Annotated in this window: 15 protein-coding genes; 14 read left to right on the top strand and 1 reads right to left on the bottom strand. The window is 60.0% G+C overall.

Annotated features, from left to right (window positions below; translation table 11 throughout):
* The first annotated feature begins 96 nt into the window (after positions 1-96).
* Genes GPL81_RS19825 through GPL81_RS19815 form a run of 3 tightly spaced genes read left to right on the top strand, consistent with a single transcriptional unit; the run spans position 97 to position 2,553 of the window.
* A complete protein-coding gene (locus GPL81_RS19825; RefSeq protein WP_160108084.1) occupies positions 97-1,116 on the top strand; it encodes an aminoglycoside phosphotransferase family protein in 1,020 nt (339 codons plus the stop codon).
* On the top strand, positions 1,113-1,784 hold the full coding sequence (gene murU, locus GPL81_RS19820; protein WP_160108083.1) for an N-acetylmuramate alpha-1-phosphate uridylyltransferase MurU: 672 nt from the start codon (positions 1,113-1,115) through the stop codon (positions 1,782-1,784). The genes GPL81_RS19825 and murU overlap by 4 nt, the downstream gene beginning before the upstream one ends.
* A 1-nt stretch (position 1,785) precedes the next feature.
* Positions 1,786-2,553: a TerB family tellurite resistance protein gene (locus GPL81_RS19815; RefSeq protein WP_160108082.1), complete on the top strand. Its 768-nt coding sequence runs from the start codon at positions 1,786-1,788 to the stop codon at positions 2,551-2,553.
* A gap of 124 nt (positions 2,554-2,677) precedes the next feature.
* Here the strand turns inward: GPL81_RS19815 and GPL81_RS19810 are convergent, their stop codons facing one another.
* A complete protein-coding gene (locus GPL81_RS19810) occupies positions 2,678-3,682 on the bottom strand; it encodes an alpha/beta hydrolase family protein (protein WP_160108081.1) in 1,005 nt (334 codons plus the stop codon).
* Positions 3,683-3,755: 73 nt separating this feature from the next.
* Here GPL81_RS19810 and GPL81_RS19805 point away from each other — a divergent pair, with 73 nt between their 5' ends.
* The 11 genes from GPL81_RS19805 to GPL81_RS19755 all read left to right on the top strand — a co-directional run bounded on the left by GPL81_RS19805 (position 3,756) and on the right by GPL81_RS19755 (position 16,824).
* Positions 3,756-6,155, top strand: coding sequence for a PAS domain-containing sensor histidine kinase (locus GPL81_RS19805; protein WP_160108080.1), 2,400 nt, complete (start codon positions 3,756-3,758; stop codon positions 6,153-6,155).
* On the top strand, positions 6,156-6,785 hold the full coding sequence (locus tag GPL81_RS19800; protein WP_096514706.1) for a response regulator: 630 nt from the start codon (positions 6,156-6,158) through the stop codon (positions 6,783-6,785).
* Between the two features lie 331 nt (positions 6,786-7,116).
* Positions 7,117-8,241 (top strand): ABC transporter ATP-binding protein, encoded by a 1,125-nt coding sequence (locus GPL81_RS19795; RefSeq protein ID WP_160108079.1) that lies wholly within the window; start codon positions 7,117-7,119, stop codon positions 8,239-8,241.
* 48 nt (positions 8,242-8,289) lie between these two features.
* The gene (locus GPL81_RS19790; RefSeq protein WP_160108078.1) at positions 8,290-9,333 is read left to right on the top strand and encodes an ABC transporter substrate-binding protein; all 1,044 of its coding nucleotides are present in this window, start codon (positions 8,290-8,292) and stop codon (positions 9,331-9,333) included.
* 184 nt (positions 9,334-9,517) lie between these two features.
* A complete protein-coding gene (locus GPL81_RS19785; protein WP_096514712.1) occupies positions 9,518-10,765 on the top strand; it encodes an ABC transporter permease in 1,248 nt (415 codons plus the stop codon).
* Between the two features lie 12 nt (positions 10,766-10,777).
* The gene (locus GPL81_RS19780; RefSeq protein WP_096514714.1) at positions 10,778-11,602 is read left to right on the top strand and encodes an ABC transporter permease; all 825 of its coding nucleotides are present in this window, start codon (positions 10,778-10,780) and stop codon (positions 11,600-11,602) included.
* A 209-nt stretch (positions 11,603-11,811) separates the two neighbouring features.
* Positions 11,812-12,960, top strand: a complete 1,149-nt coding sequence (locus GPL81_RS19775; protein WP_160108077.1) for an iron-containing alcohol dehydrogenase — start codon at positions 11,812-11,814, stop codon at positions 12,958-12,960.
* Positions 12,961-13,075: 115 nt separating this feature from the next.
* The gene (gene rpe / locus GPL81_RS19770; protein ID WP_008035979.1) at positions 13,076-13,750 is read left to right on the top strand and encodes a ribulose-phosphate 3-epimerase; all 675 of its coding nucleotides are present in this window, start codon (positions 13,076-13,078) and stop codon (positions 13,748-13,750) included.
* A complete protein-coding gene (locus tag GPL81_RS19765; protein WP_160108076.1) occupies positions 13,747-14,565 on the top strand; it encodes a phosphoglycolate phosphatase in 819 nt (272 codons plus the stop codon). Before rpe ends, GPL81_RS19765 begins: the two co-directional genes overlap by 4 nt.
* Before the next feature lie 70 nt (positions 14,566-14,635).
* Positions 14,636-16,117 carry an anthranilate synthase component I gene (gene trpE, locus GPL81_RS19760; protein WP_160108075.1) on the top strand — a complete coding sequence of 494 codons (1,482 nt, stop codon included), beginning with the start codon at positions 14,636-14,638 and terminating at the stop codon, positions 16,115-16,117.
* 113 nt (positions 16,118-16,230) lie between these two features.
* Positions 16,231-16,824 (top strand): aminodeoxychorismate/anthranilate synthase component II, encoded by a 594-nt coding sequence (locus tag GPL81_RS19755; protein WP_096514722.1) that lies wholly within the window; start codon positions 16,231-16,233, stop codon positions 16,822-16,824.
* Positions 16,825-16,827: the final 3 nt, after the last annotated feature.

The following is a 16,827-nucleotide window of genomic DNA, read 5'->3' as shown; positions in this document are numbered from 1 at the left end:
CGCGGTGTGGGCCGCACGCCTCTCGATGGTCTGAAAAAGATGCTGGATAATAAAGCATGACCCGCTTGACGGCTAGCGCCGTCGGAGACCCTAGCAATGCCTGAACAAGATGTACGTTTGCAACACCTGAAAGTTTGGCTCGATGAACAGTTGGCGATTCTTTTTGCAGAACAGGGTTGGGGTGCCATACCTCCGGCCACGTTGACTGCGGCCAGTAGCGACGCGAGTTTTCGGCGTTATTTCCGTTGGGAGGGCGCGGGTAAAAGTTTCATCGTAATGGATGCGCCGCCGCCCCAGGAAAACTGCAAACCATTCGTGGATATCGCTTTTCTGCTGGCGAAATCCGGAATTAATGTGCCGAAAATTTATGCCGAAGACCTCGAGCGCGGTTTTCTTTTGCTTAATGACTTGGGCAACAAGACGTACCTCGACGTAATCGACAGCGAAAACGCCGACGATTTATTCAAGGATGCTCTGCAAGCGCTGTTGGCTTTTCAACAATTACCGATGGTTGCTCCGCTGCCGAGTTATGACGTGGCGTTACTGCGTCGGGAACTGGAATTGTTCCCCGAGTGGTATGTGAAGCGTGAGCTGGGCGTCGAGTTCGACGCGGCGCAACAAGTGCTCTGGCAGCAAGTCAGCGACTTGTTGATCGACAGCGCTTTGGCCCAGCCGAAGGTCCTGGTGCATCGCGATTACATGCCGCGCAATCTGATGCTCAGCGAGCCGAATCCCGGTGTGCTGGATTTCCAGGATGCGGTTTACGGTCCAGTGACCTACGACGTGACGTGCCTGTTCAAAGATGCCTTCCTCAGTTGGCCCGAAGAGCGCGTGCGCGGTTGGCTGGAAAGTTATTGGCAGCAGGCCGTTGCGTTGAATATTCCGGTGCAGCCGGACTTTGAAGACTTCCTGCGTGCCAGTGACTTGATGGGTGTGCAGCGTCACCTGAAAGTGATCGGGATCTTCGCCCGCATCTGTCATCGCGACGGCAAGCCGCGTTACCTGGGCGACGTGCCGCGGTTCTTTTCTTATATAGAAGCCGTGATCGCTCGCCGTCCTGAACTGGCCGGACTGGATGTGTTGCTGGCCAGTCTGCGTGCCGGAGTGACGGCATGAAGGCGATGATTCTGGCGGCAGGCAAAGGCGAGCGCATGCGCCCGTTGACCCTGACCACGCCAAAACCGCTGGTACGTGCAGGCGGGGTGCCACTGATCGAGTATCACCTGCGTGCGCTGGCCAGTGCGGGTTTTACCGAGATTGTGATCAATCATGCCTGGCTCGGTCAGCAGATCGAAGACTATCTGGGCGATGGATCGCGCTATGGCGTGAGCATCCAGTACTCGCCGGAAGGGGAGCCGCTGGAGACCGGTGGCGGGATTTTCCGTGCATTGCCGTTGCTGGGCGATGAGGCCTTTGTCGTGGTCAATGGCGACATCTGGACCGATTACGACTTCAGTGTGCTGCATCAGCCGATTGTCGGTCTTGCCCATCTGGTGTTGGCCAGCAACCCGGCCCATCACCCGGCCGGGGATTTTCAACTGATCGATGGGCAGGTTCGCGATGGCCATCCTGGAGCCACCACCCTGACGTACAGCGGCATTGCGGTGCTGCATCCGCGGCTCTTCGAAGGTTGCTCTGGCGGGGCGTTCAAGCTCGCACCGTTGCTGCGTGCCGCGATGGCGAAAGGACAAGTGTCCGGCGAACGCCTGAGCGGGCATTGGGTGGATGTCGGCACCCATGAACGCCTGGCTGAAGCTGACGCCCTGATTGAAGCGAGACGCTGACATGTTATGGCCAGGGACTCTGATTGGAGCCGGGGTGGGGTTTGCCATTGCAAGCATTCCGGGGGCCATGCTTGGTGCTTTGTTGGGGCAGGCCCTGGATCGGCGCCTGCACTTGCAGAGTTGGGCGCATCTGCGTGAAAAACTTGGCGGCCGTTCGGTGCTGCGCAACGATGAATTGCTGTTCGTCCTGCTGGGACGACTGGCCAAGTGCGACGGACGGGTTGTGGATGGTCACATTCAGCAGGCGCGACAAGAAATGCGCTCGCTGGACATGAACGAATCAGCCCAGCGTCGGGCGATTGCAGCGTTCAATCGCGGCAAGTCGGGCAACGACCGGTTGCGTGGTTATCTGCGTCGCCTGAGCGCTCAGCCCCATGCGGCGGAAGGGGTGTTGCGTGCTTGTTGGCGGATGGTCTGGGCCGATGGGCGCGCGGGTCCCGGCGAGCGGGCGCTGATCGCTCAATGGGGCAAATGGCTAGGTTGGACGCCGTATCAGGTGCAGGCATTGGCGATTGACTATGAGCCGCATAAACGTCCTCAGGTCAGCAGCGCCGTGACTTATCAGGATGCCTTGCGACTGTTGGGCGTGTCCGCCACCAGTGAACCGGCGCAGATCAAGCGCGCATATCGGCGCCTGCTCAGCCGTCATCATCCTGACAAGATTGCCGGCAGTGGGGCGACGGCATTGCAGGTGCGTGAGGCGACCGAGAAAACGCGGGAATTGCACAATGCTTATACGTTGATACGTCAGCGGCGGGATTTTCGTTAGCGAGGGCAGGCAGGTGTTGTTTGTGATGCCGCCATCGCGAGCAGGCTCGCTCCCACACTGGATCTTCTTACACTGAAGATCAATGTGGGAGCGAGCCTGCTCGCGATAGTGGCGACTCGGTCTATCAGTCCGCCGCATTCTGCGGATTCAACCAACCCCGCACCCGCCGAACCAACTGCTCCTGTTGTGCATTGGCATCACCCGGCAACGCCTTGAGTGAGACCTGGCTGAATGCCGAGGTCTTCAAGCGTTTGCTGGCTTGCAATCGGGCCAGCGCCGCGTTGCGGTCCAGCGGTTTGTCCATATAGAAGATATCTGCGGTCGGCAGCTTCAAGGTCGGCGTGAGTTCGTCCAGCCCCGGTTTTGCCTGAGCGGGTGTCTGCGGGGCAACCATGACGAACCGCTCGACTTGCGATGGCTGTTTCTCGCTCAAATAGCGTGCAGCCCAGTAAGCGCCTGTGCCATGCCCCAGCACGACGATGCTGCGAGCACTTTGCTGCTCCGCGAAAGCGATGGCTGCATCGATGCGGGCGTAAATCCGCTCGGCATCCACCTTGCCTTGTTCTTCACTGGTTTCGACGACAGGCTTGTCAGCCACTTCGGCTTCACCGCCGGCTGCCTGTTCGATGGGGGCTGCGGTGGTCGAGTCCTTGCTGCCGGCGTCCGGTGTCTTGGGCGCTGGCGGCACTTCGATAACGCGTGGCGCAATGGCATCGCTTTGCAAATCTGGCAAGGTGATACTCAGGCTGCTCCACTTTACATTCGGCAAATTGCGCCGCAACGGGCCAATTGCTTGCGGCCAGTCAGCGGTTTCGCCAGCGCCCGGGATGATAATCACCGCACCTTTCGGGTCGGCGGCATTGGCCGGCTTCCACAAAGCCAGGAAGGTATCGCTGCCCGCTTGCAGTTGCTGCTGTTCCTGGGCGGGGATTTTCCGCTCCAGTGCTGCGGCTTCTTCCTGGCTACGCTCAGGCAGCGGCTGACGTTCCACCGGTTTTTCTTCGGCGGCCCTTTGCGTGACATTAGCCGTGGCGGCAGGTGCCGGGTCGGCGGCCTCGACGGAAAAAGCGCATGGCAGGATCAGCGACAGGCACAATGCTGGCAGTGCCAGGCGGTAGTCAGGGGGCATCGGATATTCCAGGCCAGAAATTATTCCGGCAGCCTAATGGGTTGGTCAGTATTTGTCAGTGTGTGAGAGTTCGATGATGCGTTTTCGCTGCCTGTGGGTTATCGGCTGTTTGTGGTTTCCCTTGATGGGCTGGGCGGCGGCCGCGCCTGCGGTGCACGCGGCCGTCTTGTCGCCCTGGCAACAGCAATGGCTGGCGCAGCAGGACGAATTGCGGGTGGGGCTGGTGTTGCAAGCGCCCTATGCGCAATACGATCGACGGTTGCAACGCCTGTCCGGGGCCAACGTCGAGCTGATGAAATGGCTCGCCAAGGCACTCAATGTCGAGCTGAGCTGGCGTAACTTTCCCGACCTTGAGCAACTGGAGGCCGCGGCACGCGCGGGTGAAATCGACATCGCTCCAGGGTTGACCCAAACCCCCGCAGGTCTGCGCCTCTGGCAGTTTTCCGATCCTTACATGCGAGTGCCGCAACTGGTCGTCAGCGACCAGAAAAGCACGGGTGCGGTGGAGCTGGAAAAACTCGACAGCCAGACCCGCGTCGCCGTACGCATGCCCAGTGCCACCGCCGATTATTTGCGCGGCAACTATCCGCACCTGAATCTCCAGGGGGTTCCGATCGAGCGTCAGGCGTTGCAGTTGTTGTTGAGCCAGCAGGCCGGTTACGCGGTGGTCGATGAAGCGCAATTGGGGCGTCTGTCCATCGAGCCGGAGTTTGCCGAGCTGGTGGTGGTGGGTGACATCGGCTTGCCGCAATTGCTGCGGGTGGCCACCCGGCGCGACAAACCGGAGCTGGCGGGCATTGTCGAAAGCGCACTGCGCGCGATCCCCGCCAAGGATCTGGAAAATCTGCACAATCAATGGCTGCAACCCAAGTATCCAAGACTCACCGAATCACCGGGTTTCTGGAAAAACCTCTGCCTGCTTTTGCTGGTGCTGGCTCTGAGTTGCATGGCCATCGTGTTTTGGCAGCGCCGCCAGCAGCACAGTCTGGAGCAGCGATTGGCGGCGGCACAGGCCGACATCGCCTTGCGCGCTGCCAGCGAAGAGGCCTTGCGGCTGACGCAGTTTTCCATCGATCAAAGCACTGTCGGCATCCTTTGGGTCAACTGGGACAGTCATGTGCGTTATGCCAACCGCGCGGCTGAAACCATGCTGGGCTATTCGCCGGGCGGAATCATCGATCGGCCATTGATCGACTTCGAACCCGGCCTGCATATGGACCGCTGGTTGAACCTGTGGAAACGCGCCAGGGCCAGCGATGATGCGCCGCAAAGTTTCGAAACCAATTGTCTGCGGGCGGATGGCAGCATCCTGCCAACCGATGTTTCGCTGAGCTTCCTGCGCTTTCGCGACGGCGAGTATCTGGTGGTCTACCTCACCGACGTCACCGAACGCCGTCGCGCCCTTGCCGCGTTGCAGGAAAGTGAGGCGCGGTTGCAAGGGATCGCGGCGAATGTGCCTGGTCTTGTCTTTCGCCTGGAGCGGGCGCCGGTGACAGGGCAGATCGACTTTGCCTACATCAGTGAGGGAAGTGAAAGCCTGGTGGGTTACTCGCCGGTCACCCTGGCCCATCGGGACAAAGGCCTGCGCAGCCTGGTGCATCCGGACGACAAGGCCAGCTACCACCAGACCCAGGACCATGCCCTGGACACCGACAGCGACTGGTCGTGGCAAGGGCGAATTCTTACGCGACAGGGTGAACAGCGCTGGGCGGAAATCAAGGCCATTACCCGTCGTCTTGAAGACGGTGCCTACGTCTGGGACGGCATTGTCTGGGACATCAGCGAAAGCAAGCGCATCGAACTGGAGCTGGCCAGCTCACGGGAGCAATTGCGGGAATTGTCCGCGCACCTTGAGAGTGTGCGTGAAGAGGAGAAGGCCCGCATTGCCCGGGAAGTTCACGACGAGCTGGGTCAGATGCTGACCGTGCTCAAGCTGGAAACGTCCATGTGCGAACTGGCCTATGCGCAACTCGATCCCGGGCTACACGAGCGCTTGAACAGCATGAAACGCTTGATTGCCCAATTGTTTCAGTTAGTGCGCGATGTGGCGACAGCGTTGCGTCCACCGATTCTCGATGCGGGGATCGCGTCGGCCATCGAGTGGCAAGCTCGTCGCTTCGAGGCGCGTACGCAGATCCCGTGCCTGGTGCAAGTGCCGGATAACTTGCCGGTGCTCAGCGACGCCAAGGCGATTGGTCTGTTTCGAATCCTTCAGGAGGCGCTGACCAATGTCATGCGTCACGCCCAGGCGCATACTGTCGAACTGACACTGGTGCTTGAAGGCGACGAGTTGTGTCTGACCGTCAGCGATGATGGCGTAGGGTTTGTCCCCACTACGGGTAGACCGTCATCCTTCGGGATTGTGGGCATGCGTGAGCGGGTGTTGATCATGGGCGGTGAATTATCGCTTGAGAGTGAGCCCGGAGAGGGCACGACTTTGATCGTGCGAGTGCCATTGGAAGAGGATAAGTAAGTGATCCGTGTACTGGTAGCCGAAGACCACACCATCGTCCGCGAAGGCATCAAGCAATTGATCGGCCTGGCCAAGGACTTGTTGGTGGTGGGGGAGGCGAGCAATGGCGAGCAATTGCTTGAAACCTTGCGGCATGTGCCCTGTGAAGTGGTGTTGCTCGATATTTCCATGCCGGGTGTGAACGGCCTGGAAGCGATTCCGCGAATTCGCGCGCTGAACAACCCGCCGGTGATCCTAGTGTTGTCGATGCACGACGAGGCGCAGATGGCGGCTCGCGCGCTGAAGATTGGCGCTGCCGGCTACGCGACCAAGGACAGCGATCCGGCCCTGTTGCTGACGGCCATCCGCCGGGTTGCGGCGGGTGGTCGCTATATCGACCCGGACCTGGCCGACCGCATGGTCTTCGAAGTCGGTCTCACCGACTCGCGGCCGCTGCACTCGTTGCTCTCTGAGCGTGAGTTTTCCGTATTCGAGCGCTTGGCCCAGGGCGCCAACGTCAATGACATCGCCCAGCAATTGGCGTTGAGCAGCAAGACCATCAGCACCCACAAGGCGCGGTTGATGCAGAAACTCAACATCACCTCGCTGGCTGAACTGGTGAAGTATGCGATGGAGCACAAACTTCTCTGAATGCACCGCCCCCCTGTAGGAGCACAGCTTGCTGGCGATGGCGATTTCAAGTACGCCATCGCCAGCAAGCTGTGCTCCTACAGGGATTCGCGTCGCCATATCCATTTGCGACATTCATGAATTACCGTTTTTGCTTGCTCTTGCGGCTTGTAGCTGACCGCTTGCCGCCGCAATTGCGCTGCATTTGCCAAAACGCGCCATCCTTGTAGGGCAATCCCTACCCCCAACCTTCCATCCGGCTGAGGCGATTCTCTCCTGCGTCCCGATTTGCGCGGTCCCCAGCGTCCACTAGGCTTAGTCCACAGCAGTCAACAACAACAAAGGTGTGGGTATGAGCCAGGTCGATTCAAGCGCAGGGGCCAATGATGTTCTGGTCAGCTTTCGTGGAGTGCAGAAGAGCTACGACGGCGAGAACCTGATCGTCAAAGACCTCAACCTGGACATTCGCAAGGGCGAATTCCTCACCTTGCTCGGGCCGTCCGGTTCGGGCAAAACCACGAGTCTGATGATGCTCGCCGGTTTCGAAACCCCGACCGCAGGCGAAATCCTGCTGGCCGGTCGCTCCATCAACAACGTGCCGCCGCACAAACGTGACATCGGCATGGTGTTCCAGAACTATGCGTTGTTTCCGCACATGACGGTCGCCGAGAACCTGGCGTTCCCGCTCACCGTGCGCGGCATGAACAAGAGCGACGTCAGCGACAAGGTCAAGCGCGTGCTGAGCATGGTGCAGCTCGACGCGTTTGCTCAGCGTTATCCGGCGCAACTGTCCGGCGGTCAGCAGCAGCGTGTGGCCCTGGCCCGCGCATTGGTGTTCGAGCCGCAACTGGTGCTGATGGACGAACCCCTCGGCGCACTCGACAAGCAACTGCGTGAACACATGCAGATGGAAATCAAACACCTGCACCAGCGTCTGGGCGTGACCGTGGTGTACGTGACCCACGACCAGGGCGAAGCCCTGACCATGTCCGATCGTGTTGCGGTGTTCCATCAAGGCGAGATCCAGCAGATTGCGCCGCCGCGCACGCTCTATGAAGAGCCGAAAAACACCTTCGTCGCCAACTTCATCGGCGAGAACAACCGCCTCAATGGCCGCCTGCACAGCCAGACCGGCGACCGCTGCATTGTCGAACTGGGTCGTGGTGAAAAAGTTGAAGCGCTGGCGGTGAATGTCGGCAAGACCGGTGAGCCGGTGACCTTGTCCATTCGCCCGGAACGCGTGAGCCTCAATGGTTCCAGCGAGTCTTGCAGCAACCGTTTCTCGGGACGGGTGGAGGAATTCATCTATCTGGGCGACCACGTCCGGGTTCGCCTGGAAGTCTGTGGCAAGACCGACTTCTTCGTGAAGCAACCGATTGCCGAGCTCGATCCCGGCCTCGCAGTCGGTGACGTGGTTCCGCTTGGCTGGCAGGTCGAGCACGTACGTGCGCTCGACCCACTTCTAGAGGCGAACTGATCGCCCTGGCTTCAACAACACCAACCCTGCACGTGGAGAGAACAATAAATGTTGAGATCCCTGAAATTCACCGCTCTGGCACTGGGCATGATGGGGGCTGCGGGCGCAATGGCCGCTGGCCCGGACCTGACCGTGGTGTCCTTTGGCGGGGCGAACAAGGCGGCGCAGGTCAAAGCCTTCTACGCACCGTGGGAAGCGGCAGGCAACGGCAAGATCGTGGCGGGCGAGTACAACGGTGAAATGGCCAAGGTCAAGGCCATGGTCGACACCAAGAGCGTGTCCTGGGATCTGGTAGAGGTTGAATCGCCAGAATTGTCCCGTGGTTGCGACGAAGACATGTTCGAGCAACTCGATCCGGCGCTGTTCGGCAAGAACGAAGACTACGTCAAGGGCGCCATTCAGCCATGCGGCGTGGGCTTCTTCGTGTGGTCGACCGTGCTGGCCTACAACGCCGACAAGCTGAAAACCGCGCCGACCAGCTGGGCAGACTTCTGGGACGTGAAACAATTCCCGGGCAAGCGCGGCCTGCGTAAGGGCGCCAAGTACACCCTGGAATTCGCCCTGATGGCCGATGGCGTGGCGCCGAAAGACGTCTACAAAGTGCTGGCCGGCAAGGACGGTCAGGACCGCGCGTTCAAGAAGCTCGATGAGCTCAAGCCGAACATTCAGTGGTGGGAAGCCGGTGCACAACCGCCTCAATACCTCGCTTCCGGTGACGTGGTCATGAGCTCGGCCTACAACGGCCGTATCGCTGCCGTGCAGAAAGAAAGCAACCTGAAAGTGGTGTGGAACGGCGGCATCTACGACTTCGATGCCTGGGCCATTCCGAAAGGTCTGGATAAGGCTCGCGCTGAAGCGGCGAAGAAATTCATCGCGTTCTCGGTACAGCCTCAGCAGCAGAAGACCTACTCGGAAAACATCGCTTACGGTCCGGCCAACACCCAGGCCGTACCGTTGCTGGCCAAGGATGTCCTGAAAGACATGCCGACCACTCCGGAAAACATCGCCAACCAGGTGCAGATCGACGTCAGCTTCTGGGCTGACAACGGCGAGCAGCTGGAACAGCGTTTCAATTCCTGGGCTGCCAAGTAAGACCGCACCGCGGGCTTACGCTGTAGGAGCGAGCCTGCTCGCGAAGGCGTCAGCACATTCAGCATCATTGTTGACTGACACTCCGCTTTCGCGAGCGAGCCCGCTCCCACATTAGGGTTGTGTGCATTAAACGATCGAGGTGGTTTCCCGCCTCTGCAATGATCAAAGATTTCCGGAGTACGCCATGGCTATCGCCGTTCCCCTGAACGCGGGCACTGACCCCACCTTGAAGCAGCGGCTCAAGCACGCCGAGCGGGTCAACCGCTGGAAGGCCCAGGCGTTGATCGCGCCGCTGGTGCTGTTTCTGTTGCTGGTGTTCCTGGTGCCGATCGCGGCGCTACTCTACAAAAGCGTCGGTAATCCGGAAGTGGTCGGTGGCATGCCACGCACCGTGACGGCTATCGCCAGCTGGGACGGTCGTGGATTGCCCGCCGAACCGGTTTACAAGGCCGCCAGCGAAGACCTCGCCGAAGCCCGCAAGAACCAGACCTTGGGCGACCTGTCCAAGCGCTTGAACATGGAGTTGGCCGGCTACCGCAGCCTGTTGACCAAAACTGCACGCGCCTTGCCGTTCGCCACAGAGCCGGCCTCCTATAAAGAAGCACTGGAAGGTCTCGACGAGCGCTGGGGCGATCCGGCCTACTGGCAAGCCGTACGCCGCAACACCAGCAGCATCACGCCGTACTACCTGCTGGCCGCCGTCGATCATCGTATCGACGACCTCGGTGAACTGGCTCCGGCCACGCCTGACCAGGCGATCTACCTCGACATTTTCACCCGCACCTTCTGGATGGGGCTGATCATCACCGTGATCTGTCTGGTGCTGGCCTATCCTCTGGCTTATCTGCTGGCGAACCTGCCGTCGCGGCAAAGCAACCTGCTGATGATTCTGGTGCTGTTGCCGTTCTGGACCTCGATCCTGGTGCGAGTCGCGGCGTGGATCGTCTTGCTGCAATCGGGTGGGTTGATCAACAGCGGCTTGATGGCCCTGGGCATCATCGATAAACCGGTGGAGTTGGTGTTCAACCGCATCGGTGTCTACATCTCCATGGTGCACATCCTGCTGCCGTTCATGATCCTGCCGATCTACAGCGTGATGAAAGGCATTTCGCCGACCTACATGCGGGCGGCCATTTCCCTGGGCTGCCATCCATTCGCCAGCTTCTGGCGGGTGTATTTCCCGCAAACCTATGCCGGTGTCGGCGCCGGTTGCCTGTTGGTGTTCATCCTCGCCATCGGCTACTACATCACCCCGGCGTTGCTGGGCAGTCCGAACGATCAGATGGTCAGCTACTTCGTCGCTTTCTACACCAACACCAGCATCAACTGGGGCATGGCGACCGCTCTCGGCGGGTTGCTGCTCTTGGCGACCGTGGTGCTTTATCTGATTTACAGCTGGCTGGTGGGCGCGAGCCGCCTGCGCTTGAGCTAAGGGGAGAATGAAATGCTGAGTCCTTATATGTCGCCCATCGAGCGGGTGTGGTTCTACAGCTTGCGGATTCTCTGCGGCCTGATTTTGTTGTTCCTGATCCTGCCGGTGCTGGTGATCATTCCTCTGTCGTTCAACTCGGGGAGTTTTCTGGTCTATCCGCTGCAAGGCTTTTCGCTGCACTGGTACCAGGACTTCTTCGCCTCGGCGGAATGGATGCGTTCGTTGAAGAACAGCATCATCGTGGCCCCGGCAGCGACGGTGCTGGCGATGATCTTCGGCACGCTGGCGGCGATCGGCCTGACCCGGGGTGATTTTCCGGGCAAGCCGCTGGTGATGGCGCTGGTGATTTCGCCGATGGTGGTGCCGGTAGTCATCATTGGTGTGGCCAGCTACCTGACCTTCGCCCCATTGGGATTTGGCAACAGCTATACCTCGCTGATCGTCGTGCATGCCGTGCTCGGTGTGCCGTTTGTGATCATCACCGTGTCGGCGACCTTGCAGGGGTTCAACCAGAACCTGGTGCGCGCCGCTGCAAGCCTTGGTGCCTCGCCACTGGTGGCGTTCCGTCGGGTGACCTTGCCATTGATTGCGCCCGGCGTGATCTCCGGTGCGTTGTTCGCCTTCGCCACTTCGTTCGATGAAGTGGTGGTGACGCTGTTCCTCGCCGGCCCCGAGCAAGCGACGCTGCCTCGGCAGATGTTCAGTGGCATCCGCGAAAACCTCAGCCCGACCATCGCCGCCGCCGCGACGCTGCTGATTGCCTTCTCGGTGATTCTGCTGCTGACCCTGGAATGGCTGCGGGGTCGTAGCGAGAAACTGCGTACTGCACAGGTCTGACACGGTCCTTGTATCTGACGCCGGCCCCTGTAGGAGCCGGCTTGCTGGCGAATGGTGCAACGCGGTGTACCTGGTACACCGCTTTCGCTGGCAAGCCAGCTCCTACAAGGGGCGTCTGGACGTTCTACATTCATAAGCTGAATACCAGCCAACCCCAAATCCCCAGCTACTCTTGTGCCCAGCTCCCCTATCTATAAGAGGCTGCGCACATGAGTCTTTCCTCCTTCAAAATTGCTCACAAACTGATCACCGGTGCGGGGGCCATTGAGCAACTCGCGGCGGAACTGACCCGGCTGGACATCGACAATCCGCTGATCGTCACCGACGCCGCCCTGGTGAAATCCGGCACCGTAGAACTGGCGCTGGCGCAGCTCGGGGGCCGCAGCTACGAGATTTTCGACCGGGTGCTGCCCGACCCGGAAATCGCCATCGTCGAAGACTGCATGCGCGTGTACCGCGAGGGTGGGCACGACGGGTTGATTGGTCTGGGTGGCGGCAGTGCCATCGATATCGCCAAGAGTGTTGCCGCCTATGCCGGATACCACGGCGCGCTGGAGGATTTGTTCGGCATCGAACAGGTGCCGCGCAAAGGCCCGCCGCTGATCGCGATTCCCACCACCGCTGGCACCGGTTCGGAAGTGACCAATGTGGCGATCCTCTCCGACAAGGTCGCGCAATTGAAGAAAGGCATCGTCAGCGACTACCTGTTACCGGATGTGGCGCTGGTCAGCCCACAAATGACCCTGACTTGCCCGCGCAGCGTCACGGCCGCCAGTGGTGTCGATGCGCTGGTGCATGCCATCGAATCCTATCTGTCGGTCAATGCATCGCCGATTACCGACGCCCTGGCCATCGGCGCGATCAAGTTGATCGCCAAGGCGCTGCCCAAGGCCTACGCCAATCCATCCAACCTGCAAGCCCGAGAAGACATGGCCACCGCCAGCCTGATGGCCGGCATGGCGTTCGGCAATGCCGGGGTCGGCGCGGTGCATGCGCTGGCGTATCCGCTGGGCGGGCGCTTCAACATTGCCCATGGTGTGAGCAATGCCCTGCTGCTGCCCTATGTCATGACCTGGAACAAGATGGCCTGCGTCGAACGCATGCAGGATATTGCAGAAGCCATGGGGGTGAAGACCGCTCATCTGAGTGCCAGTGAAGCGGCCGATAAAGCCGTGGAAGCCATGAGTGCGTTGTGCGCCGCGGTGGAAATTCCGTCAGGACTGCGCAGTTTCGGGGTTCCCGAGGATGCGATCCCGGACATGGCCGTGGAAGCCGCGGGGATCGAGCGTCTGATGCGCAATAATCCGCGCAAACTGAGTGCTGTCGATATCGAGAAAATCTACCGCGCGGCGTACTAGAGCCTCTGCCGTTGATGACTGATGGCAAAGCCCAATCATCGCGCCCACGGTGCGCGCGCCAAAGCATGAGGTATACAATGCGCGCCATCGTGATTTAGCTCAGAAAAGGTGCGTCATGCAGCCCTTCGTAATTGCTCCATCGATTCTATCCGCCGACTTCGCCCGCCTGGGTGAGGAAGTGGACAATGTCCTGGCCGCTGGCGCCGATTTCGTGCACTTCGATGTCATGGACAACCACTATGTGCCCAACCTGACCATCGGCCCGATGGTCTGTGCAGCACTGCGCAAGTATGGCGTGACCGCACCGATCGACGCGCACCTGATGGTCAGCCCGGTGGACCGCATCGTCGGTGACTTCATCGAAGCCGGCGCGACCTACATCACCTTCCACCCGGAAGCCACCCAGCACGTCGACCGCTCCCTGCAACTGATCCGCGAAGGCGGCTGCAAATCCGGCCTGGTGTTCAACCCGGCGACCCCGCTGGACGTGCTCAAGTACGTGATGGACAAGGTCGACATGATCCTGCTGATGAGCGTGAACCCGGGGTTCGGCGGTCAGAAGTTCATTCCCGGCACCCTCGACAAATTGCGCGAAGCGCGTGCCCTGATCGATGCCTCTGGTCGTGACATACGCCTGGAAATCGACGGCGGCGTGAATGTGAACAACATTCGTGAAATCGCAGCGGCAGGTGCCGACACCTTCGTCGCCGGTTCAGCGATCTTCAATGCACCGAACTACCAGGAAGTGATCGAGAAGATGCGTTCCGAACTGGCGCTGGCCCGTCCATGAGTGGTTTTGAGCAGCTGTTCCCGGGGCGTCTGCCACGGCTGGTGATGTTCGATCTGGATGGCACGCTGGTCGATTCGGTCCCCGATCTCGCCGCGGCTGTCGACAACATGCTGCTCAAACTCGGGCGCCAACCTGCTGGCATCGAGTCGGTACGTGACTGGGTAGGCAATGGCGTGCACATGTTGGTACGCCGCGCATTGGCCAACGACATCGATGCCGAGGGTGTCGACGAGGCCGAAGCTGAGCATGCCCTGACGCTGTTCAACGGCTTTTATGAGGACGGTCACGCGCTGACGGTGGTTTACCCCGGTGTGCGTGACACCCTCAAGTGGCTGAACAAACAAGGCGTGGAAATGGCGCTGATTACCAATAAGCCGGAGCGGTTTGTCGCGCCACTGCTGGATCAGATGAAAATCGGCCGCTATTTCAAATGGATTATCGGCGGTGACACCCTGCCACAGAAAAAACCCGATCCGGCCGCGCTGTTTTTCGTGATGAAAATGGCCAACATCCCGGCCTCGCAATCCTTGTTCGTCGGCGATTCGCGCAGCGATGTGCTGGCGGCTAAAGCGGCGGGGGTCAAGTGCGTGGCGTTGAGCTATGGCTACAACCATGGCCGGCCGATTGCCGAAGAGTCGCCGTCACTGGTCATCGACGATCTGCGCAAGCTAATTCCCGGTTGCCTGGATCTTGCCGCTGAGATAACGTTGCCCGACGCTGTTCAATCCCCTCCTGGAAACTCCATCGTGGTGGTCACTCGCAAACTCTGGATGAAAGTCATCAAGGCCCTGGCCCGCTGGCGTTGGCGCGCCTGACTTGTTCCTGGCCGGTTATCCGGCGCGTTTGCTTACCTGACTGTTAGACCCTCAAGCCACGAGGCACATCATGATCCGCGAAGAATTCCTGCGTTTGGCCGCTGCCGGCTACAACCGCATCCCGCTTGCCTGCGAAACCCTGGCCGACTTCGACACGCCGCTGTCGATCTACCTGAAACTGGCCGACGAGCCCAACTCTTACCTGCTGGAATCGGTGCAGGGTGGCGAAAAATGGGGCCGTTACTCGATCATCGGCCTGCCGTGCCGCACCGTGATGCGGGTTCACGATCACCACGTCAGCGTGACCGTCGATGGCGTCGAAACCGAGAGCCATGACGTTGAAGATCCGCTGGCTTTCGTCGAAGCCTTCAAGGCCCGTTACAACGTGCCGACCATCGCCGGCCTGCCGCGTTTCAACGGCGGCCTGGTGGGTTACTTCGGTTACGACTGCGTGCGTTATGTGGAAAAGCGCCTGGGCAAGTGCCCGAACCCGGACCCGTTGGGCGTGCCCGACATTCTGCTGATGGTGTCCGACGCCGTGGTGGTGTTCGACAACCTCGCCGGCAAGATGCATGCAATCGTCCTGGCCGACCCGGCGCAGGAAGACGCCTTCGAACAAGGTCGCGCACGTCTGGAGGAGCTTTTGGAAAAGCTCCGCCAGCCGATCACCCCGCGCCGTGGCCTGGATTTCAGCCGGCAGCAATCGGCTGATCCGGTGTTCCGCTCCAGTTTTACCCAGGACGATTACGAAAAAGCCGTCGACACCATCAAGGAGTACATCCTGGCCGGTGACTGCATGCAGGTCGTGCCGTCCCAGCGCATGTCGATCGACTTCAAGGCTGCGCCCATCGATCTGTACCGTGCGCTGCGCTGCTTCAACCCGACGCCGTACATGTACTTCTTCAACTTCGGTGACTTCCACGTCGTCGGCAGCTCGCCGGAAGTGCTGGTGCGGGTCGAGGACAACCTGATCACCGTACGCCCGATCGCCGGCACCCGCCCACGCGGGGCCAACGAAGAGGCTGACCTGGCGCTGGAAAAAGACCTGCTGTCGGACGCCAAGGAAATCGCCGAACACTTGATGCTGATTGACCTGGGCCGCAACGATACCGGTCGAGTGTCGGAAGTCGGTTCGGTGAAGCTCACCGAAAAAATGGTCATCGAGCGCTATTCAAACGTGATGCACATCGTGTCCAACGTCACCGGCCAATTGAAGGCCGGCCTGACGGCGATGGATGCACTGCGGGCGATTCTGCCGGCGGGCACGTTGTCCGGCGCACCGAAAATTCGTGCAATGGAAATCATCGACGAACTGGAACCGGTCAAGCGGGGTGTCTACGGCGGCGCCGTCGGCTACTTCGCCTGGAACGGCAACATGGACACCGCCATTGCGATCCGCACGGCGGTGATCAAGAACGGCGAACTGCACGTGCAGGCCGGTGGCGGCATCGTCGCCGACTCGGTGCCGGCGCTGGAATGGGAAGAAACCCTGAACAAACGCCGTGCAATGTTCCGCGCCGTTGCCTTGGCTGAACAAACTCCACAAGGCTGAGCCATGAACTGACCCGCCTGCAGGCCGCCTTGATCGATCAAGCGCAGGCCGCGGCGGGATGTTCGTTCGAAGGCTGCATTAGAAGTCAGTGAATTCAAGAGGTTCTTAACGCCATGTTGCTGATGATCGATAACTACGACTCTTTTACCTACAACGTTGTGCAGTACCTTGGTGAGCTGGGCTCCCAGGTTAAAGTCGTGCGCAACGATGAATTGACCGTTGCCGAAATCGAAGCCCTCAACCCTGAGCGCATCGTTGTTTCTCCCGGTCCTTGCACCCCGACCGAAGCCGGCGTCTCGATTGACGTCATCAAGCACTTCGCCGGCAAACTGCCGATTCTCGGCGTGTGCCTTGGCCATCAGTCCATCGGCCAGGCCTTTGGCGGCGATGTAGTCCGCGCTCGCCAGGTCATGCACGGCAAGACCAGCCCGGTTTTCCATGAGGACAAGGGTGTTTTTGAAGGTCTGAATAATCCGCTGACGGTTACTCGCTATCATTCATTGATCGTTAAGCGTGAAACTCTGCCTGATTGCCTCGAACTGACCGCCTGGACCCAGCTCGAAGACGGCTCGGTCGACGAGATCATGGGCCTTCGCCACAAGACCCTGAACATCGAAGGTGTGCAGTTCCACCCCGAGTCGATCCTGACCGAGCAGGGGCACGAACTGTTCGCGAACTTCCTCAAACAAACCGGCGGCACGCGCTAAGGA

It is taken from the genome of Pseudomonas izuensis, assembly GCF_009861505.1.
GTDB lineage: Bacteria > Pseudomonadota > Gammaproteobacteria > Pseudomonadales > Pseudomonadaceae > Aquipseudomonas > Aquipseudomonas izuensis.
This window is presented reverse-complemented; position numbering and strand designations above follow the sequence as displayed.